This is a genomic window from Marinobacter sp., from assembly GCF_040882185.1.
Classification (GTDB): Bacteria; Pseudomonadota; Gammaproteobacteria; order Pseudomonadales; family Oleiphilaceae; genus Marinobacter.
In genome coordinates this window covers 61654-82607 of the sequence record NZ_JBBEBW010000009.1, presented here as the reverse complement: position 1 = coordinate 82607, position 20954 = coordinate 61654, and the positions used below count along the sequence as shown (strand labels likewise).

At 56.2% G+C, this 20954-nt stretch carries 24 protein-coding genes; 16 read left to right on the top strand and 8 right to left on the bottom strand.

Annotated elements, in window-relative coordinates:
• Positions 1–27 precede the first annotated feature (27 nt).
• Genes WEB64_RS07050 through WEB64_RS07025 form a run of 6 tightly spaced genes read right to left on the bottom strand, consistent with a single transcriptional unit; the run spans position 28 to position 4222 of the window.
• Positions 28–540 (bottom strand): hypothetical protein, encoded by a 513-nt coding sequence (locus tag WEB64_RS07050; RefSeq protein ID WP_368058029.1) that lies wholly within the window; start codon positions 538–540, stop codon positions 28–30.
• Positions 540–1166, bottom strand: coding sequence for a hypothetical protein (locus tag WEB64_RS07045; protein WP_368058027.1), 627 nt, complete (start codon positions 1164–1166; stop codon positions 540–542). Before WEB64_RS07045 ends, WEB64_RS07050 begins: the two co-directional genes overlap by 1 nt.
• A 23-nt stretch (positions 1167–1189) precedes the next feature.
• Complete coding sequence (locus tag WEB64_RS07040) at positions 1190–1603, bottom strand: hypothetical protein (protein ID WP_368058025.1); 414 nt, start codon at positions 1601–1603, stop codon at positions 1190–1192.
• A gap of 34 nt (positions 1604–1637) precedes the next feature.
• Positions 1638–2330, bottom strand: coding sequence for a class II aldolase/adducin family protein (locus WEB64_RS07035; protein ID WP_368058023.1), 693 nt, complete (start codon positions 2328–2330; stop codon positions 1638–1640).
• A 39-nt stretch (positions 2331–2369) separates the two neighbouring features.
• Complete coding sequence (locus WEB64_RS07030; RefSeq protein WP_368058021.1) at positions 2370–2888, bottom strand: hypothetical protein; 519 nt, start codon at positions 2886–2888, stop codon at positions 2370–2372.
• 47 nt (positions 2889–2935) lie between these two features.
• Entirely contained in the window at positions 2936–4222 is a 1287-nt protein-coding gene (locus WEB64_RS07025) for a Rieske 2Fe-2S domain-containing protein (RefSeq protein WP_368058019.1), read from the bottom strand.
• 195 nt (positions 4223–4417) lie between these two features.
• Here WEB64_RS07025 and WEB64_RS07020 point away from each other — a divergent pair, with 195 nt between their 5' ends.
• The 16 genes from WEB64_RS07020 to WEB64_RS06945 all read left to right on the top strand — a co-directional run bounded on the left by WEB64_RS07020 (position 4418) and on the right by WEB64_RS06945 (position 19182).
• Entirely contained in the window at positions 4418–4735 is a 318-nt protein-coding gene (locus tag WEB64_RS07020; protein WP_368058017.1) for a non-heme iron oxygenase ferredoxin subunit, read from the top strand.
• A gap of 128 nt (positions 4736–4863) precedes the next feature.
• The gene (locus WEB64_RS07015; RefSeq protein ID WP_368058015.1) at positions 4864–5703 is read left to right on the top strand and encodes an IclR family transcriptional regulator; all 840 of its coding nucleotides are present in this window, start codon (positions 4864–4866) and stop codon (positions 5701–5703) included.
• A 24-nt stretch (positions 5704–5727) separates the two neighbouring features.
• Positions 5728–6741, top strand: coding sequence for a 2Fe-2S iron-sulfur cluster-binding protein (locus WEB64_RS07010; RefSeq protein ID WP_368058013.1), 1014 nt, complete (start codon positions 5728–5730; stop codon positions 6739–6741).
• Positions 6742–6826: 85 nt separating this feature from the next.
• Positions 6827–7606: a DUF4198 domain-containing protein gene (locus WEB64_RS07005; protein WP_368058011.1), complete on the top strand. Its 780-nt coding sequence runs from the start codon at positions 6827–6829 to the stop codon at positions 7604–7606.
• A 10-nt stretch (positions 7607–7616) separates the two neighbouring features.
• Complete coding sequence (gene cbiM, locus WEB64_RS07000; RefSeq protein WP_368058009.1) at positions 7617–8243, top strand: cobalt transporter CbiM; 627 nt, start codon at positions 7617–7619, stop codon at positions 8241–8243.
• Entirely contained in the window at positions 8230–8799 is a 570-nt protein-coding gene (locus WEB64_RS06995; protein WP_368058007.1) for a hypothetical protein, read from the top strand. The genes cbiM and WEB64_RS06995 overlap by 14 nt, the downstream gene beginning before the upstream one ends.
• On the top strand, positions 8796–9557 hold the full coding sequence (cbiQ, locus tag WEB64_RS06990) for a cobalt ECF transporter T component CbiQ (RefSeq protein WP_368058005.1): 762 nt from the start codon (positions 8796–8798) through the stop codon (positions 9555–9557). Before WEB64_RS06995 ends, cbiQ begins: the two co-directional genes overlap by 4 nt.
• Complete coding sequence (locus WEB64_RS06985; RefSeq protein ID WP_368058003.1) at positions 9554–10369, top strand: ATP-binding cassette domain-containing protein; 816 nt, start codon at positions 9554–9556, stop codon at positions 10367–10369. Before cbiQ ends, WEB64_RS06985 begins: the two co-directional genes overlap by 4 nt.
• On the top strand, positions 10362–10973 hold the full coding sequence (locus WEB64_RS06980) for a chromate transporter (protein ID WP_368058001.1): 612 nt from the start codon (positions 10362–10364) through the stop codon (positions 10971–10973). Before WEB64_RS06985 ends, WEB64_RS06980 begins: the two co-directional genes overlap by 8 nt.
• On the top strand, positions 10970–11500 hold the full coding sequence (locus WEB64_RS06975) for a chromate transporter (RefSeq protein ID WP_368057999.1): 531 nt from the start codon (positions 10970–10972) through the stop codon (positions 11498–11500). Before WEB64_RS06980 ends, WEB64_RS06975 begins: the two co-directional genes overlap by 4 nt.
• Before the next feature lie 205 nt (positions 11501–11705).
• Positions 11706–12896 (top strand): cupin domain-containing protein, encoded by a 1191-nt coding sequence (locus WEB64_RS06970; protein ID WP_368057997.1) that lies wholly within the window; start codon positions 11706–11708, stop codon positions 12894–12896.
• Positions 12897–12970: 74 nt separating this feature from the next.
• Positions 12971–14482 carry an ethanolamine ammonia-lyase reactivating factor EutA gene (locus tag WEB64_RS06965; RefSeq protein WP_368057995.1) on the top strand — a complete coding sequence of 504 codons (1512 nt, stop codon included), beginning with the start codon at positions 12971–12973 and terminating at the stop codon, positions 14480–14482.
• A gap of 1 nt (position 14483) precedes the next feature.
• Positions 14484–15755 carry an MFS transporter gene (locus WEB64_RS06960; protein ID WP_368057993.1) on the top strand — a complete coding sequence of 424 codons (1272 nt, stop codon included), beginning with the start codon at positions 14484–14486 and terminating at the stop codon, positions 15753–15755.
• A 242-nt stretch (positions 15756–15997) separates the two neighbouring features.
• Positions 15998–16249, top strand: a complete 252-nt coding sequence (locus WEB64_RS06955; RefSeq protein WP_368057991.1) for a hypothetical protein — start codon at positions 15998–16000, stop codon at positions 16247–16249.
• Between the two features lie 264 nt (positions 16250–16513).
• Complete coding sequence (locus WEB64_RS06950; RefSeq protein WP_368057989.1) at positions 16514–17650, top strand: cupin domain-containing protein; 1137 nt, start codon at positions 16514–16516, stop codon at positions 17648–17650.
• A 32-nt stretch (positions 17651–17682) separates the two neighbouring features.
• Positions 17683–19182, top strand: coding sequence for an ethanolamine ammonia-lyase reactivating factor EutA (locus WEB64_RS06945; RefSeq protein ID WP_368057987.1), 1500 nt, complete (start codon positions 17683–17685; stop codon positions 19180–19182).
• Here the strand turns inward: WEB64_RS06945 and WEB64_RS06940 are convergent.
• Both WEB64_RS06940 and WEB64_RS06935 read right to left on the bottom strand, forming a co-directional pair.
• Positions 19136–20329 (bottom strand): alpha-hydroxy acid oxidase, encoded by a 1194-nt coding sequence (locus WEB64_RS06940; protein ID WP_368057985.1) that lies wholly within the window; start codon positions 20327–20329, stop codon positions 19136–19138. The genes WEB64_RS06945 and WEB64_RS06940 overlap by 47 nt on opposite strands.
• A 36-nt stretch (positions 20330–20365) precedes the next feature.
• Positions 20366–20905 (bottom strand): cupin domain-containing protein, encoded by a 540-nt coding sequence (locus WEB64_RS06935; protein ID WP_368057983.1) that lies wholly within the window; start codon positions 20903–20905, stop codon positions 20366–20368.
• Positions 20906–20954 lie beyond the last annotated feature (49 nt).

Genomic DNA, 20954 nt, shown 5'->3' with positions numbered 1-20954 from the left:
TTCAAGCCCTTGAACACAGGGGCGATATCAAGAAACGCTGACCCATTCCCAGGCACGTGTGACACCCATCGTCATCAGGCCCGCCAGTATTGGTAATAAGAACACCGACGACAGCCTCAGCCTGAGAAATGAAACCCCAAGTAATGGAATTTCATAGATAATCACACGGTGAAACGCGAAAATGGTCCAGGCTGTGATAAACGCAATCAGCGCAGAATCCGCAGCCCCCGCCTTGGCAAACGTCGCAGCAATAGAGAAAGCCACAACCGGGCCAGAGGGAATGGCAAGTCCGGTGACCGTGCCGATAAAAATGGCGGTTATGCCCGCCTCATCTCCGAGAAAGCGACTAATAAACTCAGTAGGGATCAGCTTCGCAACAAATCCCGCTGCCACCAGAGCGCAAAACATTCTGGGTACCAGCATCGCGAACTGCTCGACTGCTCGGGTCATTCCCCGCCGAAAGGTGTCATCCCGACGCGAGAGCGCATAACTGGCCAACACAATCGGCGCGCCGTAGATGATCGCCATACCAACCGACATCACTTCCGCTCGCCTTCACTCTGGGCATCCGATGCCGCCCCCTTTGACAACGGTTGCGGCTGGCGCTCTTCCACCAGCGAAAGCGAGAGCGGGAGCCAGCGAGCGATCAGGCCTGCGAGGATAGGCAGCGGCAGGCAGATCAGAAACCTCATCAGGCTGAATTCAGCGCCCATAAACGGCAGATCCCAAACCAGAATTCGCTGCATGCCAAGAATCGCCCAGCTCGTTATGTAAGCCACCAGGGCACCACGATCCGCTCCAGCACCGCCCATCACCGCCAGTAGCGGGTAGGCAGAGGCCGGACCGCCGGGCGTCACAACGCCAGCTGCGGTGGCAATAACCAACCCCCGAAACCCACTCTCCTTACCAATCAACCGCGAGAACTGGTCCCGCGGCAGCAGCACCCAGACCATTCCCGCGACCGTCAGTGCGGCGATCACCCGGGGCAACATGCCCGTCACCAACTCCAGGTCTTCCCGGAGCGCGGCTTGAAATTCCTCCGGCCCAAGCAGTTGATGGCACACAATGCCCATAACGATTGCAAACGCGAGAAACCACCAAAAACTCTTGCCGAACCCATTGGTGAGGAGCTTCAGCAGCCACTGGCGATTGGCTTCAGAGATCACAGCACCACGATCCGGATCCCGGCTTAATGTTCGTGCGCATGATGATGGTGGTGGTGATCATGATTATGGGACTGCCCCCACTCTGCGGGCTCCCGGTGGCCTTCCATAAGCGCATCAATGACCGGGCGCAAGACGTCAGCCCCCGGCGGCAATTGGCCAGCTAAAAACCCGGCCAAGCGCGCAAACGCAATCGCCTGCCCGGCAACGCCGTCCATGCGCTCACCCATGCCAAGATTGTTGGCGTCACCCACTGCCCGGGTCAGCCCGGCCTGAAACAGGCCCGACATGTAGTTGCTTCGCGCCTCCTCGGTAGAAAGATCCGAGGGCGTGCTGGCATCGGCCGCAGACGGCGTCACGCCGTATTTACTTGCCATCTGCAGAAGACGGCTAAACAGTTGGTCATCAATGTAATCTTCTTCTTCAAATTCGCCGCACATGGCTGTACCCCGTTATTGTTAAAATGAGCTGGCGTTAACCGAGCTCAAACTTTGCGATGTAGTAGTTCCAGCACTTCTCGAACAGGCCACGCTTCGCAAGCCCCCTACGCGCGCCTTCCTTTTCTGCATCCGAGAAAATGTAACCACCGCCCAGAGGCGCCGCCAGCACTTGCCGTTCAGCGTTTAGTTCAAGGTAGATCGCCATTACGGTTGCCTCCAGAACGTCCTCGGCAACCACCACTGAGCCGTGAGCCCGAAGCAGCGCTGCCTTGCCCTCGCCCAGGGTTTCCGCAACCTGACCGGCGATCTCTTCATTGTTTACCGAGCGCGGCGAAGGATAGACCGGGATATCGCCCAGCAGCGCACCCTGTGCAAGGGTCACCTGATAAGGCTGACCGGCGCTGGTCAGCAGCGTTGACCATTTCGGGTGCCCGTGCACAACCGACTTCACGTCCGGTCGCGACTTGTAAATCGCCAGGTGTAGGGGCAATTCAGCGGGCGGGCGCGGCTGGCCTGGATCAACAGTGCCATCAGGCTCAACTGTCCCAAAGTCCGCTGGTGTCAGCGCACTGCGAACTGAATCTCCGCTGTTAATCAGAATGCGTCCGTCAGGGAGGCGGACACTGAAATGACCGTTGAAATCGATGATTCCAAGGCGTTCCAGAACACCGATACCCTGAATAAGCTGTTTGCTAAACTCGGATATCGTGGACGCTGACGTTCTCAAAATGCGTTACTCCTCATTCGCGAAAGACCGGGGCCAGTGTCAGGCGCGTATTGCCGAGAGCGTTTCACTGAAGGCCTCGGCGTCCGGCCCAACCACCAGTGATATAACAAAAGGCCGCACGGCGGTCAGAGTGGCTTCGAGCGCTTTCCGATCGTCCTGTTCGTCCAGTACAAAGCCTGCGGTCATCAGGCGCCGGCCAAACGCGGCTTCACCAACAACTGAGGCCGCCTGCGCTGCCTCTCCGCTGCGGGCAAACATGACAACTACGTCGGTGCTGGCGAGCTCGTCAGACAGCCGGCTCAACTCGCCATCAGGCGCCTGCAAGACCAGATCGTCAGCATTGACGTTCAGATCCTTTGCAGACTTTCCAGCGTCATCCGTCGGCACCACCGTCCGAAAGCGCGCGCCGTTCCACTCCAACCCCGCCAGTTCACCCAACAAGCTGGCAGAGGATGCCTCTAACCCCAGCACCAGAGACGAACGCCCTTTGGAATTCGGAGCGCTGATGCGGTAATGGCTTTCTGCCGCGGTCGTTGCTTTGACAGTCTGACTGATCATAAAACCTACCATCCTTTTGCGTACGGGCGTCTGCGAGCCTGCCTACATCAAACCGAGGTATGAGGTTTACCGGTGGCGGCTTTCAGGTCCTCCTCACAAACTTCCGCGAATGCCTGATCCGGGGGCAGCACCACGGATACTGAACGGGTCCGATGGTGCGCCGGATCAACACCTGGAGGGGTTACCCCCTTATCCCGCAAAGCGGTCACCGCTTTCTTCAGCATTTGACGAGCCATGATCACACCGTTGTCTGTCGACACCAGGTTCTCTTTGGTTCGGTCAACAATCGGCCCCATGCTTTCCTGTAGCGACGAATCCTGAATCGCAATGCCTTCGACACCACTGTAGTACCGGCCTTCTTTCTGCGCCTGGCGATCAACAAGGTAGTCGTTGGTTTTATTCGCTTTCGGAATATAGGTGCCAGGCACGTATTCACAGTGAACCCCTTTACCCCCTTCCAGAGCTTCCATTTCAACGTCGGACAGTGCTCGTGTGGGGTGATAGTCGAAACTCCAGGCCCAACAGTTCTCGTCGTCAATGGGAATCCAGAAATGGCCGTGGATGGGATGGTCTCCACGGGGTGGCACCATGGTAAAACAGGGCATAACCCAGGGCGTGATGCGCCAGTAATACTTGCCATCTTCGGCGTTTCGACGAGCACCAACGTAAAGGCCGCCGTCATGCTTGACCACTTCGAAGAACGGCATTTTGTCGGCAATGTTGTACTGATTACCGCGAGCGCCCTTGAACAAGGGGTCGGTGTTCAGGCTGCCACTGTGGAGAAACGATACGTGACTGGAATCGATACCACCCTCCATGGCCTGCAGCCAGTTAGATTCCTGGAACCGCTTGGATGTGAACGTCTGATTCGAGGGCACGGTGGCAAATTCGAACTCGGGATGGGGTGGCTCATCATCCTTCGGCCCCATGTAGGTCCAGAGGATGTCGCCAATCTTGATCAGCGGGTACGCCTGAAGCTTGATCTTTTCACAGAAACCACTGTCTGCCGGCTCGGACGGAACCTCAATGCACTGGCCCGTGGTGTCGTATTTCCAGCCGTGATACGGGCAACGCAAACCACCCTCCTCATTTCGGCCAAACCAGAGAGAAACACCCCGGTGAGCACAAAACTCATCCATCAGACCGTATTTCCCATCGGAATCCCGAAAGGCGATCAGTCGCTCAGACAGAAGCTTGACTCGCACTGGCGGACAATCATCTTCCGGTAATTCCTCTGCAAGCAACGCCGGGATCCAGTATTGACGGAACATTTTGCCCATGGCTGCGTCTGGACCGGTCTGGGTGAGCAGCTCATTGACTTCTTTGCGCAACATTTTATCGATTCTCCAAAGTTCAATTTTCCAATTTCCGAGTGAATCGGCGTGACTTAGTCTCACCACGGTGGGCTTACATATTCGACAACCCATACCCCGGCCAAAACACTATTTATTCCTTTATGTGGAACGCTGTTCTTGATTTTTTAAATTTACATGTCAAAAATAGGGGCGTCAACTAAGAGGAGTGATCACATGGCAGATAATCCAACACCGACTCGACTGTGCAGCACCGACGACGTAGATCCGGGAAGTGCGCTGCTGGTAGAGATCGATGATTTGGAGTTGGCCGTCTACAACGTCGACGGGCATTTCTACGTCACCGACGACCGCTGCACCCACGGGCCCGGTTCGCTGTCCGAAGGCTACCTTGACGGTTGCGTCATTGAATGTGACTTCCATAACGGTGCCTTCGATATTCGCACCGGCGAAGTAGTGGCGCCTCCATGCATGGTTCCTCTCAAAACCTATGAAGTGGTCGTTGAAAACAACGATGTCATGGCCATGCTGTGACCATTTGCAAATGAGTCGGAACACTTGGACGACCTATTGCCTGTATGCCGGTATAATCGCGGACATCGCAATTTAACAAGGCAATTACAGCGGTCGCTAATGCGACGTCGTCAAGGAGATACCGGCTTATGAGCAGCATCGAAAAATCAAACACCAGTGACAAACGTTCGGCTGATGAGCCAACGAAGAGCAAAAAAGATGGAACGCGACTGTCTTCGGTAGCAGCGGCCATTCGACTATTAAAAGTGTTCAATGAAGAAAACGCCGAATTGGGCATAAGTACGTTGTCGCGCCAGCTGAAAGCGTCCAAGAGCACAGTCCACCGCCTGGCATCGACGCTGCTGGCAGAGGGCCTACTGGAACAGGACCCGGTCACTGAACGTTATCGCCTCGGGCTGGGTCTGTTTTCCCTGGGTGCGCTGGTTCGCCAGCGCCTGTCAGTCACCAGTGTGGCAAAAGACCTGCTGACCGACTTACGCGACGAGGTCAGGGAAAACGTCGAACTGGCTGTGCTCAAAGGCCATGCGATTACTTATATCTATGATTTTGAGAGTCCTGAAGCAGTGCGACTGCGCCCACGACTTGGCCTGTCCACGCTGGCAGTGGACAGCGCCCTAGGTATGGTGATGATCGCATTCCAAAGCGAAGAGAACATCAAGGACATACTGAACGGCGCAGATCCTCGCCTGTCCGCTGCCAGGCGAAAAGAGCTCTACAAAGAAATTGAACAGATTCGACTGGAGGGTTTTGCCGCCGAGGAAGAAAACGCAAAAATGGGTGCTATCTGCGTGTCAGCGCCCATACGCAACGCCAATGGCAGCGTCACCTCTGCAATCGGTGTCACAGTGCCTGACCAGCGGGTGGATGCGGACAGAATGAAACTGCTTGCACGCCGCGTGGTGGAAACAGCCCACGCCATTTCACTCCGCCTGGGCTACATCCAGGAGCAAGCGGACTTACATACATGACAAAAACAATGGGAATGAACAGCGATGGTGCAAATCACAATCGAAGGTAAGAAAGAGCAGTCATTCGAATGCAGTCCCGATGACACCATACTGAGGGCAGCGCTGCGGGCTGGTATGGGTTTCCCTTACGCCTGCAACGTAGGTTCCTGTGGCAACTGCCGCTTCCAGCTGCTTGAGGGCGAGGTTGAACACGCCCGCAAAGATGCCCCGGCCTGGGGCGAACGCGACCTCAAGCGTAATCGGTACCTGGGCTGCCAGGCCCACCCGAAAGATGACTGTCGCATCAAACTCAGATTTGATGAATCGTACGCGCCGGAGTTTGCGCCGGCACGTACTGAAATGACGTTGAAAGAAAAAAGCGCCATCACCCACGATATCACTGAATTCTTCTTCGAACTGAAAGACTCCAACCCCTTCCTTCCCGGACAATATGCACTGCTTGGGCTGCCCGGCGTCGAGGGTGGCAGGGCCTACTCTATGAGCAACATCACCAATGATGGCTCACAGTGGCACTTTCAGATCAAACGTGTTCCGCAAGGTATTGCCACCACCTGCCTGTTTGATCAGGTCAAGATCGGCGACACCCTCGAGCTGGACGGTCCTTACGGCACCGCGTTTCTGCGCGAAGATGCGCCGCGAGATATTCTATGCCTGGCGGGTGGCTCTGGGCTGTCGCCCATGATTTCAATCACCCGTGCGGCTGCGATCAGCGAAAAACTGAAAGGCCGCCAGATTGATTTCGTGTTTGGCGGCAGAGCGACCCGGGATGTTTGTGGGCGTGAATTCCTGGCTGAACTTCCGGGCTTCGGTGAGCGCATCCATTTTCACGCGGCTATTTCCAACCCCGGCCCGGAAGACACGGATTGGGAAGGGTATACCGGTTTCATACACGACGTAGCCTACGAGATTTTTGGCGACAGCATCCGCGACAAAGAAATCTACTTCGCCGGGCCGCCGCCCATGGCCCAGGCTGTGCAGAAACTGTTGTTTGAACTGAAAGTGCCACCTGAGCAAATTCATTTCGACGAGTTTTACTAGCCGAGCCGTTAAACCATCCCCAGCTCTACTTATACAAAAAATCAGATCCCTGGGGTCTCAACTGCACTACTACTAAGAGATGCTCATGTTATTTGCTCAAACCAAGAAGTACGCGTTCGGACTGCTCGCGGCTCTGGGAATCGCGGGCACTGCCCAGGCGCATTTTCAGGAACTGATTCCTGACACTGAAATTGTCACACAGACCACCGGACGTCAGTTGGGTCTGCAACTGCAATTTACGCACCCAATGAACGGCGGGCCAGTGATGGAAATGGGCGTTCCCGCGCAGTTCGGTGTGCTGACGGTTTCTGGCAAGGAAGACCTCAGCTCACAGTTAATGGCAAAAACGGGTGCTGAACCCAGAACGTTTGAAGCCAGCTACGACGTCAAGCGCCCGGGCGACCTGGTGTTTTATCTGGAGCCGGAACCCTACTGGGAGCCGGCCGAGGGCGTCATGATTGTTCACTACACCAAGACCGTGGTAACAGCGTTCGGCGGCGAGGAGAACTGGCAGGCGGAAGTGGGCTTCCCGGTTGAGATTACCCCACTCACCCGCCCATACGGACTTTGGACCGGCAATCTCTTCACCGGCATTGTCAAACAGGAGGGTAAGCCGGTGCCGTTTGCGGAAGTAGAAGTGGAGTGGCGCAACGATGGCTCCGTTGACGTTCCGGCCGATGCTTACAGCACTCAAGTGGTTCGTGCGGATGCCAACGGCGTGTTCAGTTACGCCATGCCGCGCGGGGGCTGGTGGGGATTTGCCGCTTTGCTGGAGGGCCCCTCGACCATGACGAATCCGAATGGTGACCAGGTGCCCGTGGAAACCGGTGCGCTGATCTGGGTTCACACCAGAGATATGAAGTAGAGGATCTGGCATGGCACACATACCCGATGGCGTTCTCGCTACACCGATACTCACCTGCGGCGCGGTCGTTGCCGCCGCTGCGGTGACTATTGCAGTGCGTCGCCTCCGGTCAGAACAGGTGCCCCAGGCAGCCGTGATGGCGGCCACCTTTTTTGTTGCTTCGCTAATCAGTGTGCCAGTTGGGGTTAGCAGCGTGCACCTGATACTGAACGGGTTGATGGGTTTGCTGCTGGGATGGGCTGCGGTTCCTGCAATCCTAATTGCGCTGGTGTTGCAGACCGTTTTCTTCGGTTATGGCGGCATCCTGGTGATGGGCGTCAATATCATGAATATTGCACTCCCAGCTCTGATTTGCGCGCTGTTTCTTCGTGGCCCCCTGCGGCACTCAGGTGCCAAAGGTGCGTTTATGATCGGGGCGGTTGCCGGGGCATCCGCCGTTGCGATGACCGGCCTTCTAGTCTGCGCCGCTCTGGCCATGAGTGGCAGCGCCTTTATTCCGGCTGCCAAGGTTCTCATCGCAACGTTCATTCCACTCGCCTTCGTGGAAGCTGTCGTTACCGGCGCTACCGTGTCGTTCATCAAGCGAGTCGCACCGGAACTGCTGTTCATGAAGGGAGCCGTCTATGGCGCGCACTAGCCTTTTGGCGCTTTTGCTGATGGTACTGATGACGTTTATCAGCCCGATTGCACAGGCCCACCTGCTCAACGTATTTGCCTTTGCCGACGGTAACCACATCACCGGCAGCGTCTATTTTGTCGGTGGAACACCCGCCTCAGGTGCGGTGGTGAGCGTTATGAGCGCCGACAATCGCTTGCTCGCCACCCTCGAACCCAACGCCGAGGGTGAGTTCAGCTATCAGGCAACCACTGCGGAAGACCATGTGATTGTGGCGGATACCGGCGATGGACACGTGGCCCAATGGCGTGTGTCTTCCGCCGAACTGACCGGTAGCAGCAAAGCCCGGCCAAAAGACCCTGCGATGACGCCCGAAACAGTTTCGAGCACCAATGACAGCGAGCTGTCCGCTATGATCGAAGCCGCCGTCGCGCGGCAGGTCCAACCGCTGCGTAAGCAGATGATTGATTACGATGAACAGATTCGTTTACAGGACATCATCGGTGGCATTGGCTACATCCTTGGAGTCTTCGGGCTGATCGCCTGGTGGCAGCAAAAACGCAAGGCGGGCCAATGAGTAGCATTACCCTGCAACTGTGCGATGGTCAGCAAAGCTGGCTAACCCAGCGGGACCCCAGAACCCGTGTTATCACGGCCGTGCTGTTTTCATTGGCGACCGTTAGCCTGGATCACCTGGGGTTACTGACCACGGCCCTGATTATTGCGGTCAGTACGGCTCTGGCAGCCGGGCTTCGGCCCTTGTTGTTGCTGAAGCGCATCGCGGCCCTCGAGACATTCATGCTGGTCATGCTTGGCCTGCTGCCATTTACCACACCGGGCGCCCCAGTCTTTTCCGTTGGTGCACTGACCGCCAGCGAGGAAGGCCTCACGCTGGCGCTCACCATCATTCTCAAGGCCAACGCCGTCGTACTCATGTTGTTGGCACTGGTAGGCACCCTGGAGCCGGTTGTGCTTGGCCATGCCCTGGCCAGGCTGCGAATTCCCGCAAAACTGGTACATCTTTTTCTTCTCACTGTTCGCTACATCAGTGTTTTGCACGACGAATACCAAAGCCTTCGCCGCGCCATGCGTGCCCGGGCATTTACACCACGGAGTAACTTTCATACCTGGCGCAGCCTGGGCAACCTCCTTGGCATGCTGCTGGTGCGCAGCCTGGAACGGTCTCAGCGGGTGATGGCAGCCATGAAATGCCGGGGGTTCGATGGCCGTTTCTATTTGCTCAATGAGCAGTGCTGGCAGTGGAGGGATAGCCTGATGCTATTTTCCGCCCTAACGACTCTGAGCCTACTTGTTATTCTGGAGCTACTTTTATGAGCAAACCACTGTTGTCGTTAGAGCGGCTCTGTTTCAACACGGCGGATCGAACCGTGCTCAACGGTGTCGATTTTGAACTGCACCCCGGTGAAAGAGTGGCAATCCTCGGCGCCAATGGCGTCGGCAAAACCACATTGCTTGAACTAATGGTTGGCCTGAACACGCCGACCTCAGGCCGCATCGTCGCCTTCGGCAAGCCCCGTCGTTGCGAACGCGATTTCCGTGAAGTTCGCGCACGCGCCGGCCTGTTGTTTCAGGACTCGGACAACCAGTTGTTTTGCCCGACGGTGTTGGAGGACGTTGCGTTTGGCCCACTGAATCTGGGCCGTTCCGGGCACGAGGCACTGCTGATCGCTCGCCGCACCCTGGACGATCTCGGGATCAGTGATTTTACCGAAAGGATCACCCATAAGCTGTCCGGCGGCGAAAAACGCCTGGTAGCCCTGGCGACGGTGCTGGCGATGGAGCCGGACGTTCTGCTGCTCGACGAGCCAACTACGGGGCTGGATGATGCGACCGAACAGTTGCTGACTGACTACCTGCTCAACCTGCCGCTTGCCATGGTTTTCATCTCCCACGATGCCGCCTTCGTTGAACGCCTGGCCACCCGAGCGGTCATTTTAAAGCACGGCAACCTGGTTGACTCGGTATTGCATCGTCATCCCCACGTACATGCTCACACCCATCTGCACGCACACCCTGCCGACGAAGATCCCGCACATCCTCACATTGATGACCTGGCTGGGCACCTTGATCTTGACCAGTCCTTGCCACTGCGGCATGACAAACACACGGAAACTCATGATGACTGAGCCGACCAACGAATTGGTTGCGGAAAAGCTGGAACCTGTCAGCGATCGGCAGGTTTCGCTGGTAAAACTCAGCCTGATTCTCTTCAGGATCGGAGCGACCTCGTTTGGCGGTTTATGGGCAGCGACGCAGAAGCTTGAGAACGAGCTGGTCTCAAAAAGAGGCTGGCTGACGGTTGATGATCAGAAAGCCCTTATGGTGGCAGCCACTCTCATTCCAGCGCCAAAATTTCTAGCCTTCGGCGGCATGATTGGCTTTCGTCTGCGTAAATGGCCCGGCAGCATCGTGGCTCTTTTTTCCATTCTCGCGCCTCCCGCGCTGTTCGTTCTTGCTGGCGCCATTGTTCTGAGTCCCGAAAACCTCGGTAGTGCCATGCCGGTACTTTCCAGAGCTGTCGGAATTGGCGTTATCGGCCTGCTTTTCGGCAATGCCCTACACCAGATCAGAAATACCAAAGTTCCATTGCGGGAACGGGTAACCGGCATTGCGATCGGCGCCTCGGTGGCAATCTCCACGATCATGGGAGCGCCGCTGGTCATTGTGGCTATTTCGGGACTGGTCATCGGGGTCTTCCTGATTCGTCCCAAGAAGGTGAGCAACCAATGACCGGAGACTCCGTCGGTTTCTTCGAGATCGTCATGATCATCGCTTTCAGTACTCTGTTTTCAGTCGGCGGCGGTAACGGCCCGCTCGCCATTATCCAGGACCGCTGGGTCAACTCAGGCTTGCTGGAACCCACCCTGTTCTCCTGGGCGTTGGCGCTGGGTTATCTCAGCCCCGGTCCCAAAGCGGGATTCCTCTCCGCCATTGGCTATTACATGTACGGCCTGCCCGGTGCATTTGCGGCCATGGTTGGCGTTATCCTGCCAAGCCTGGTTGGCGCGGGTGCCGTCTCATACTGGTTTGACCGACTGCAGCCCGCCATAAAACGAATCAGCCTGCCCGCCGGATTTGTCATCGCTGGCATGATCTCAGCGGCCGCCTGGAAACTGGCCGAACCGATGGCGCTTGGCACCGTTGAATTATCCTCGATTATTGCTATTGCGGTATGGGTCGTGTGGCGAAGCCCGGAACCGGCCATCATCGTTCTGGGTGCCGCAGCTGTGGGTCTGATCGGGTGGGCTGTGGGCTGACGCTGGCCGCAGTCCATGCCACAAAGGCATATCTTTTTCGGTATGGAAGGCATTCAAAAGGTCATTTGCCTTTATCTCGCCCAAATGGATAAATAAGGAATCCAAGAATTATAGACACGCACCAACATCGCCAGACCAATAACGCCTGCGACGATCGGCAGGCTCACTTCGCGCCTGGCAATAACCACATAACAAGGAGCCGCTAATGGCGAGCAAACAGTGGAATGAGCCCTCAGGGGGCAAGAAAGCCGGTTTCGGAAAGTTCACGAAACTCGCGACCGCCTACGACAAATTTATGGAAGAGGAAGGCATCCCGGTTTTTCGCGACCTGGGCGTCAAGAATGTCCGCGACTTGCCTCTGGCACCCTGGAAACGCACCGGTGGCAAAGGAAGCTACATTCAGCTTTACGGAACAGAAGGCAAGTGGGGTTGCTATGTCGTAGAGGTACCACCCGCTGGCGCACTGCACCCTGAAAAGCACATGTTTGAGAAGATCTACCTGGTGGTTGAAGGTCGCGGCTCCACCGAGGTTTGGCTCGAAGGCGAGAACAAAAAGCATGTGTTCGAGTGGCAGAAAGGGTCGGTATTTTCAATCCCCATGAACGCATGGCACCGGATCGTTAACGCCACCAACGACAGCGCTCTGTTGCAAGCTGGCACTACGGCTCCTGTTGTCATCAACGCTCTGCAAAACGTTGACTCTGTTTTCAACAACCCCTACGTGTTCCACGACAGGTTCAGCAGTGCCGATGATTTCTACAAAGAGCACGATGAAATAGAACCGGACCCGGTGCGCGGTCTGGCCATGCGTCGTACCAACTTTCTTCCCGATGCAATTAACTGCGAGCTGCCGCTTGATAACCGTCGCTCCCCTGGTTACCGGCGCGTCGAACCGTTCATGACCCAGAACACGTTCTACTACTGGATTGGGCAACATGAGAACGGTCGTTACTCTAAAGCACACGCTCACACGTCAGCGGCAATTCTGATCTGCCTGAAAGGCAAAGGGTACACTTACACCTGGCCGGAACACCTGGGGCCCACACCCTGGGAAGACGGGCATGGCGATCAGGTGCGCAGGTTGGACTATGAACCGGGCGGCATGGTGACTGCGGCGCCCGGTGGCGCACGCTGGTACCACCAGCATTTCAGTGTGTCCAAAGAGCCGTTCCGTCTGACCGCGTGGTTTGGCCCTCACAACCCCGGCCGGGACCCAGGGCCCCCAGGCGAAAAGCATACCGACTACACCGCCATCGACCTCCCCGAGGGCGGCACCGCCATCCCCTACTGGATGGAAGATCCGTACCTGCGCAAGGAATATAAAAAGACCCTCGAGCGTGAAGGCGTTGAAAACCGCATGCAGGATGAGCTTTACCAATCACCCACCGAAAAATGATCTAGAAACAGAAGCATCGCGCCCCGCGCGATGCTTTTTCGGTTGTATCTTTAGTGAAATGTAGAGGGTCAGGCATGTCGGAAGCAGTCGAGCAGAGAATCTTTTCAAGTGTGGGTCGCAGTCTTGAGCAGGAAGACGAAATCCGGTTAACCAGTGTCGGTGTCGACATTGGCTCGTCGACCTCTCATCTCGTGTTTTCCCGAATTGTCATGGAGCAGGTCGGAAACCGCTACATCGTCACTGAGCGTTCGGTGTTTCACGAGTCTGAAATTCTTTTAACGCCCTATACCGACGATATGGCAATCAATGCCGACCTGCTTGGCGAATTTATAGACCGTCAATATGAACTGGCTGGCCTGGCACCGACCGACATCGACACCGGTGCCCTGATTCTTACCGGGGTGGCCGTGCGCCGGAGCAATGCCCGCGCTATTGGCGAACTGTTCGCCAGCCAGGCCGGTAAGTTTGTGGCCGTCAGTGCCGGCGACGGCCTGGAAACGACCCTTGTTGCCTTTGGATCAGGCGCAGCTGCGTTGTCCAAACGGGAAAATCTGTGCGCAATGAACGTCGATATCGGCGGCGGAACGTCAAAGATTGCCGTATGCAAAGACGGCGAAATCATTGACCTGACCGCCATTGACGTGGGTGCACGAATTATCTGCTTTGACAACGAGAACCGGGTCACCTTTTTCGAAGAAGCCGGTCGCCAGTTTGCGCAAGAGGCAGGCGTGACGCTGGCGCCCGGCGTGCAAATTTCCGACATGCAGATCTCGCGGATTGTTGAGCTGATGACAGACAGGCTGTTTCAGGCGATGGGGGGCGCGCCCATCGATGCGGACACCATCAATCTGCTGCGCCTGGATCCCCTGAAAAACCCACTGATACCGGACACTCTGTCGTTCTCCGGTGGGGTTTCTGAATATATCTATGCAAAAGAAAGCGCCGGCTATGGCGATCTCGGCCCGATGCTTGCAGAAGCCGTCGCACGGCGGGTTAAAAACTGGGGGCCAAAAATGGTCCCCCCGGCTGAGGGCCTCCGGGCCACGGTGGTAGGTGCTTCCCAGTACACCATTCAGGTCAGCGGCAGTACGATCTTTGTAGAGCCCCATGAAACCCTTCCGGTGCGCAATGTGCCGGTCATCACGCCAGACCTTCCATTGGCCAGCGATGATTTGGATGTCGACGCTCTCGCTGAGGCAATCGGGGTATCTCTTCGTCGGCTGGATTTGCACGAGGGAGAAAAGGCCGTTGCTCTGTGTTTTAGATGGCAGGGCTCAGCAACCTTTGGCAGACTCGACGCCTTCTGCCGCGGCGTCATCAAGGGCCTGGCACCGATACTGGACAGGAACCTGCCATTGATTCTGGTCAGTGACGGCGACATTGGTGGGCTGATAGGTCTGCACTGCTCTGAAACGGTTCAACTGGACAAGCCGATTGTCTCGATCGACGGCATCAAGTTGAAGGAGTTCGACTTCATTGATATTGGTGCGTTGATGGAGTCTTCCGGTGCCGTGCCGGTGGTGATCAAATCTCTGGTTTTCCCCCCATCAGCGGCTCTCGGAAAACCGGTCGAGTCAAAGTCCTAAGGTGCAAGACCCGCAAGAACGTCTCGATTTAAACTACCAGCGCGAGGTAAACCGGTACCTTAAACGCAATGCAACGGTTCAGATCCTGAACGGAATGTTTGGGCAGACCGGCGTCCGCCTCGTTCAGGCACCAACGTTCATCCCCGCCTACCTGTTTGAACTATCCGGCTCAGATTTCGTGGTCGGTCTTGCGCGCTCTCTGGAAGCCAGCGGACGCGTATTCTCTCCGTTTTTTGGTGCTTCCTTGATCGGCCATCGTGAGCGCATTCTGAGCACCACGCTGATTCTCGGCGTGGTGATGCGCCTGCAAATTCTTGGCATGGCGATGGCGGGGTTTCTGCTCAGCAGCGTACAGGCGCTTTATGCCGTCATCGCATTTCTGGCTTTGATGGGCTTCTTCCAAGGCATGTCCCAGGTCACGCTTAACTCACTCAGGGCTAAGGTCATTCCGGTTAAACGACGAGGGGTTATCGCCGGTGCCAGGAGCTTCCTCGCTGGCCTGACCTCAGCGCTGGTGTCCTACTTTGCCGGTGCCTACCTGGTTGAGAACAACTTTCTGGGCAATGGCTACGCTTCCGTGTTCCTGCTGGCTTTCGCCATTGGCGTCGCTGGCATGGCGATTATCGCGTTCACCCGCGAGCCGCATTCCGTGAAGGTTCGTGATCGGGCTTCAACCCGCGAGGTTGTGCGCTCGATACCCGGCCTGCTGCGGGACGACCCCGCGTTCGCAAAATTCTTCATTGCCCGTGCGCTTGCCGCTTTCGGACGAATGGCGATGCCCTTCTACATCCTGTTCGCGGCCACTCGCATGGACATCAGTGGCAGTGAGCTTGGCCTACTGACCCTAGTATGGATGATCACACCAAGCATCACTAACATGGTCTGGGGCATACTGGCGGATAGTAAGGGCCACCGCATTGTGATGGTGTCTACCCTTGCTTTGTGGATTCTGTCTCACCTACTGCTCCTGTTCGTGACGGAGCTTGTAGGCATGGCCCTGTTCTTTGCCCTCATGGGGCTCAGTCGCGGAGGTTTCGTGCAATCCGGGCAAAACCTGATCCTTGAATTCGGTCGCGTTGAAAACGTGCCCCTTCGGCTGGCCGCCTCAAGTGCCGCCGTCAGCTTAATCGCCGCGATTGGCCCTGTGCTTGGCGGTGTTATCCTTGCCTTTTCCAGCTATCAGTCATTGTTTATTACCTGCATGGTGTTGCAGGGGCTGGCACTTTCCATGCTGATTTTCACCGTTCCGGAGCCCCGTAGATTAAGGTCTTAGGCGAGAACTCAGGTAACATAGAAAATACTTCCCAAATGCACCCGCCTGTCCGACACGTACTTTTCCGAATCGCATAACGATCTGTTTTAGCGTCTTTTTTTTCAGCCTTCCTTGAAGTCTCGGTTAATACTACGTGCTTATTGGTTAGTCAACTTCCTATTTTTGGAACGCCGTGCTACTATAGGTAACACTTAAACGTAACCCATCTTTCTTCACTACAAATACCCATAGGAGTTTACTTTATGGCTAACGATAAAATCGTGACCATCAACTACCAGTCAGCAGACGAAGCAGCAGCGATGGCCGCTAAGATCAACGCCTCTGATCAAGATGGCGAAGTGCGTGTGGTCAACCACGGCAACTCCTTGGTAATCGCTCCTGCAAACCCTATGGTTGCCGACCTGCTGGCATTCTTCTCCTGGGCTGGCCGCAACATTGCTGAGCTGTTCAGGAAATCGGAAGTTACCAGTAGCAAAGGCGCCGTAAACGCTTGATTTATTGAAGCAGCATTACCGTAACTGATCGGCGGGTATGCAGAATTCAACGCACTGCGTTTGTCACTGCAGACTCGCCGAACGATTCCAGCCCGAATAGCACTCCTCTCTCCTTTCCTCTCCCGCAGCTTCAGTCTGATCACGTCAAAATTCGTATATATCCTTCACAAAAAGTCATTTGCCATACGCCAACTGCAATCGACAGTATGAATGTTCCGCGTTAGCGGGCGTCTTACTCAAATAACAAGCAGCGGAGCGATTTTAGTGACAAAACCCAAACGTCGTGAACAGCAGATGTGGTCGAAAGTTTTTTCCTACGACCTGTGGATGGAAGAACAGGGCATCCCCATCCATAAAGGTTATTACATTGAAGACCTGAGAACGGTTGAGTTGGGTTTCTGGGAAGCACGGAATTGCAATGCCGCCTTCGTACAGCTAACCGGCCAGGAAGGCGTCAGCTCAACCCGGGTTGTCGAAATTCCCCCTGGAGAAAGTCTGGACCCGATCCGGCTTGCCTTTGACGAAATTTGTTACCCGCTCGATGGCCGTGGCCTGACGACGTTGTGGCCCGAAGATGGGCAGGCAAAGCAGACATTTGAATGGCAGGCGCACAGCATGTTCCTGCTGCCGCGACACCACAACTACCAGTTCAGCAACGCTCACGGCGACCGACCAGTGCGCGTTCTGCTCTATAACTACTTGCCCATGGCAATGTCCGGCGTGCCCGACGCTGAATTCTTCTTCAACAATCCCATGGCCATTTCCCCGCCCGACCTGGGACAGGATTTTTACTCCGAAGCCAAGATGGTCAAGCCCAAAGAACGGGCTGATGGCTCGGTCGACAGCAAACGCGCCTACTGGTATGGCAACTTTTTCCCTGACATGCGCGCGTGGGATAAGCTGGAAGCCAATATCCGGCGGGGTGCGGGCGGTAAGAGTGTGTTCATGCAGTTCCCCCACACGGAATTGTCAGCGCACATGTCTCAGTTTGGCGCCGGTATGTACAAGAAGGCCCATCGGCATGGGCCCGGCCGAGCCATTGTTATTCCGAAAGGCGAAGGCTATTCGATCCTGTGGGAAGAAGGTAAGGAAAAGGTGGTCGTGCCCTGGCACGAGTGCAGCATGTTTGTCCCCCCCGATCGATGGTTCCACCAGCATTTCAATACCGGTGGCGAACCTGCCCGCTACCTGGCGATGCACCCACCCGTTCAGTTCCACGGTCACGCCGACAAAATGAAAGACCGGGCCAAAGACCAGATTGAGTATGTGGATGAAGATCCCTGGATCAGACAGAAATTCGAAGAAGAGCTGGCCAAGAACAATACCTCAACCGTGATGCCACCGGATGCCTATACCGACCCGGATTTCGATTGGGCCAAGATCGCCAGGACCAGCGGTTAGAACTGCGAGCGGGAGGGGAGAGGGTAACGCACATGCATGATGCTGACTTTGATCATGAACATCCGTCGGAGTTTGAGTTCGGGGAAGAAATTGAGGGGTTGGAGATGTTCACGCTCATCAGCGTGGGCATCGATATTGGCTCGTCCACCTCTCACCTGGTGTTTTCCCACCTGACACTCAGGCGGGACAGTGGCAACTATTCCGGGCGCTTCAAAGTCACCGAGCGAGAGCTGCTATATCGTTCGAGCATCCTGCTAACGCCTTACCTGTCAGAGACCCGGATTGATATCGACCGGGTCAAAGCGTTCGTTAGCAGCTCCTACCAGGAGGCCGGTCTGGAGCGCGATGACATCGACACGGGCGTTGTAGTGATCACCGGTGAAGCACTCAAGAAAGAAAACGCCCAACGCATTGCCAACTTTTTTTCCGATGACTCCGGTAAGTTTATCTGCGCCTCCGCAGGACCTCATCACGAAGCCTTGCTAGCCGCCTACGGGTGTGGCGCGGTTGATCTGTCCGCGCAGCAACAGGCAACCGTCCTCAACGTCGATATGGGGGGAGGAACCACCAAATTGTCGCTTATCAACAACGGCACGGTGACGCAAACCGCATCGATCAGCATTGGCGCCCGGCTCGTTGCCTTTGATGAGAACAACATTTTGACACGCGTCGAACACGCCGGTGAACGGCTGATGGCGCACTGCGGCCATCAGATCAAGGTCGGACAGACCATCACCGAAGAGCAGAAAGATCAGCTCGGTAAGTTAATGGCCAAGATACTGGTTGCGGTCATTGAGGGTAATAACAACTTTGACCTGGCTGCCAGCCTGATGGTAACCACACCGCTCAATGTCTATCCGGGCTTGGTGAGCGTGGACCACATCGTCTTTTCCGGCGGCGTGTCAGAACATATCTACGGACGCACCACCTCCGCCTACGGGGACTTGGGACCGATTCTGGGAGCCGAGCTGGCGACGTTTTTAGCCACCTTGCCCGATGGCAAGCTGTGCGAGCCTGCCGAGCGTATTCGGGCGACGGTGATTGGTGCTGGTGAATACACCGTTCAGGCCAGCGGCAATACCAGCTACATCAGTGGCAAACATCAGTTGCCAGCCTACGCACTTAAAGTTATTCCCGTACCGCTGCGTGAAAACCAGCCATTCACTCACGCATTGCAGGACGCGTTTACCAAATTCGATCTCGGGGAATTTGGCCCGGGCCTCGCGCTGGCCTTTTCCATCGAAGGTGACATCAATTATGGGCGATTGCGCGAACTGGCCAATGCCATCGCCCAGATTGCCAGCACAGCGCCAGACGCCCCGCTTTACATTCTTCTGGAGCAGGACGTTGCCAAATCTCTGGGGGGCATTCTTGAAGAGGAACTGACGATTCGCAATACGTTGGTGGCGATAGACGGCATAGCGGTTGGCGACCTGGATTACATCGACATTGGCGCACCCATGGGCTTTACCGAGGTGATTCCGGTCACGGTAAAATCTCTGCTGTTTCCGACGGCGGATCCGGAGGCGTAGCAACAATTTCAGGGCCTAGCTCAGACACCTCCCTGCAACCGACATACGCCATAGTTTTGCGCAGCTCGGACCGCAGAATCGCCAGCGCCTTTTCAGCGCCCTGCTGGCCTCCGGCGGATATGCCGTAAAGTGTCGCGCGCCCGATCAGAACGCTGTCTGCACCCAACGCCAGTGCCTTTACGATATCGCTGCCACGGCGAATGCCGCTGTCGAGCAGGATCGTAGCCCTGCCGGCAACGGCGGACACGATCTCCGGCAACGCGTCAATCGACGCAACGCTGCTGTCTAGATTGCGACCGCCGTGATTTGACACAACGATCCCATCCGCTCCATGCTCCACCGCAAGCACCGCATCCTCTGCCCTGAGTATGCCTTTTACAATGAACTTGCCGGGCCAGAATTCACGCAAACGAGCGATATCCTGCCAGCTCATGGCACTCTGCCGCATGGGCTTGGCCTGACCAGTACCCCGGGTAATGCGATGCTGATATTTGGCAGGGTAGTTCTCGTGTCTCGGCATGCCGGACGTGATCAAATAGCGCCCGAGCACCGTCAACATCCACCGAGGATGGCGTAGCATGTCCATGATGGATCGGGCAGAGACCTTGAAAGGAATACTGAAGCCGTTACGCTGATTGTATTCGCGGTTATTGCCCAGCGCGGCGTCTACGGTCACTACCAGCGCCTCGAAGCCTGCGTCTTTGGCCCGTTGTACCAACTGGTAGGAAAGGTCTTCCTCCTGCCACATGTACAACTGAAACCAAAGCCGCCCGCCCGCTTCTACCGCGATCTTTTCCATCGACGTAATGGACCCTGTCGCCAGGGTAAACGGAACACCGGCTTTAGCTGCCGCCTTGGCCAGTGCCAGCTCGCCCTCGTACGAACACAAACCGGCGATACCAGTGGGTGCGATCGCCAGCGGCAGCGCTGAAGCGTCTCCTAAAAGATCGACATCGGTGCTCAGTTCCCGAAGATCGGCCAATACCCGTGTCTTGAGCTTCAGGCGGTCGTAAGCGGCACGATTATGGGCCAGCGCGACTTCGTCCTCTGAGCCCCGATCCAGGTATTCAAATACCCCTTTTGGAAGCCGTCGGCGGGCAACACGCCGCAAATCTGCGATGTTGTAACAACGATCTATCTGCGCCATGGCGGCCCACCATCCAAGGCCAAACTCAGTTGGCAGTTACTCAAAATAGTCGTCGGTAAATACGGTCTTTTCGGCATTATTCTCTTTACTCACCGCCAGCAGCGGCTCGCCATCCCGATCAACCCGGCCCCACGGTGGCTTGCTGGCATCAAACACGCAGCCCACTCTGAGCAGCACCAGCGGTTCGCTTTCATCGGCATGGAAATAATAGGAACATCCCCGAGGCAACAGGATGCCCTCATTCCGGGAGAAGGTGACGCTCTCACCGTCCGGGCCGAAGAACACCGCTTTGCCTTGAAGCACGATGAACACATGATCCTCATTGGGATGGGCGTGCAGCGTATTCTCACCCCCCTGCGCGTAGGTCTTCAGGTTCACCCACATGCGGTCCGTGGCCGCAACCAGCGCCGACCCCCGACCCTGACTGGGCAACTGGGCGCGCAATTTGAACATTTGAGGATGTCGAAGATCGTGCTCTTTGAGGTGCGCATCCAGTGCCGTTTCAAGCACACTGCCAGACTTCGGATTCGCATCTTCCTGGCCTCGGGTTTCAGACGTTTTAATCCGGCTTTCCACGGATCTGACCTCCTGACGGTTTATGGTATCCAACAAGGGGCCGGGCACA

Bases quoted from the DNA above. Each gene is read 5' to 3' on its own strand.
- WEB64_RS07015 (WP_368058015.1), top strand. From the start codon at position 4,864: ATGAGCAGCATCGAAAAATCAAACACCAGTGACAAACGTTCGGCTGAT.
- WEB64_RS06975 (WP_368057999.1), top strand. From the start codon at position 10,970: ATGACCGGAGACTCCGTCGGTTTCTTCGAGATCGTCATGATCATCGCT.
- WEB64_RS06995 (WP_368058007.1), top strand. From the start codon at position 8,230: ATGGCGCGCACTAGCCTTTTGGCGCTTTTGCTGATGGTACTGATGACG.
- WEB64_RS06970 (WP_368057997.1), top strand. From the start codon at position 11,706: ATGGCGAGCAAACAGTGGAATGAGCCCTCAGGGGGCAAGAAAGCCGGT.
- WEB64_RS07040 (WP_368058025.1), bottom strand. From the start codon at position 1,603: ATGTGCGGCGAATTTGAAGAAGAAGATTACATTGATGACCAACTGTTT.
- WEB64_RS07025 (WP_368058019.1), bottom strand. From the start codon at position 4,222: ATGTTGCGCAAAGAAGTCAATGAGCTGCTCACCCAGACCGGTCCAGAC.
- WEB64_RS06965 (WP_368057995.1), top strand. From the start codon at position 12,971: ATGTCGGAAGCAGTCGAGCAGAGAATCTTTTCAAGTGTGGGTCGCAGT.
- WEB64_RS07050 (WP_368058029.1), bottom strand. From the start codon at position 540: ATGTCGGTTGGTATGGCGATCATCTACGGCGCGCCGATTGTGTTGGCC.
- cbiM (WP_368058009.1), top strand. From the start codon at position 7,617: ATGGCACACATACCCGATGGCGTTCTCGCTACACCGATACTCACCTGC.
- WEB64_RS07030 (WP_368058021.1), bottom strand. From the start codon at position 2,888: ATGATCAGTCAGACTGTCAAAGCAACGACCGCGGCAGAAAGCCATTAC.
- cbiQ (WP_368058005.1), top strand. From the start codon at position 8,796: ATGAGTAGCATTACCCTGCAACTGTGCGATGGTCAGCAAAGCTGGCTA.
- WEB64_RS06980 (WP_368058001.1), top strand. From the start codon at position 10,362: ATGACTGAGCCGACCAACGAATTGGTTGCGGAAAAGCTGGAACCTGTC.
- WEB64_RS06945 (WP_368057987.1), top strand. From the start codon at position 17,683: ATGCATGATGCTGACTTTGATCATGAACATCCGTCGGAGTTTGAGTTC.
- WEB64_RS06940 (WP_368057985.1), bottom strand. From the start codon at position 20,329: ATGGCGCAGATAGATCGTTGTTACAACATCGCAGATTTGCGGCGTGTT.
- WEB64_RS06985 (WP_368058003.1), top strand. From the start codon at position 9,554: ATGAGCAAACCACTGTTGTCGTTAGAGCGGCTCTGTTTCAACACGGCG.
- WEB64_RS06955 (WP_368057991.1), top strand. From the start codon at position 15,998: ATGGCTAACGATAAAATCGTGACCATCAACTACCAGTCAGCAGACGAA.
- WEB64_RS07005 (WP_368058011.1), top strand. From the start codon at position 6,827: ATGTTATTTGCTCAAACCAAGAAGTACGCGTTCGGACTGCTCGCGGCT.
- WEB64_RS07020 (WP_368058017.1), top strand. From the start codon at position 4,418: ATGGCAGATAATCCAACACCGACTCGACTGTGCAGCACCGACGACGTA.
- WEB64_RS07010 (WP_368058013.1), top strand. From the start codon at position 5,728: ATGGTGCAAATCACAATCGAAGGTAAGAAAGAGCAGTCATTCGAATGC.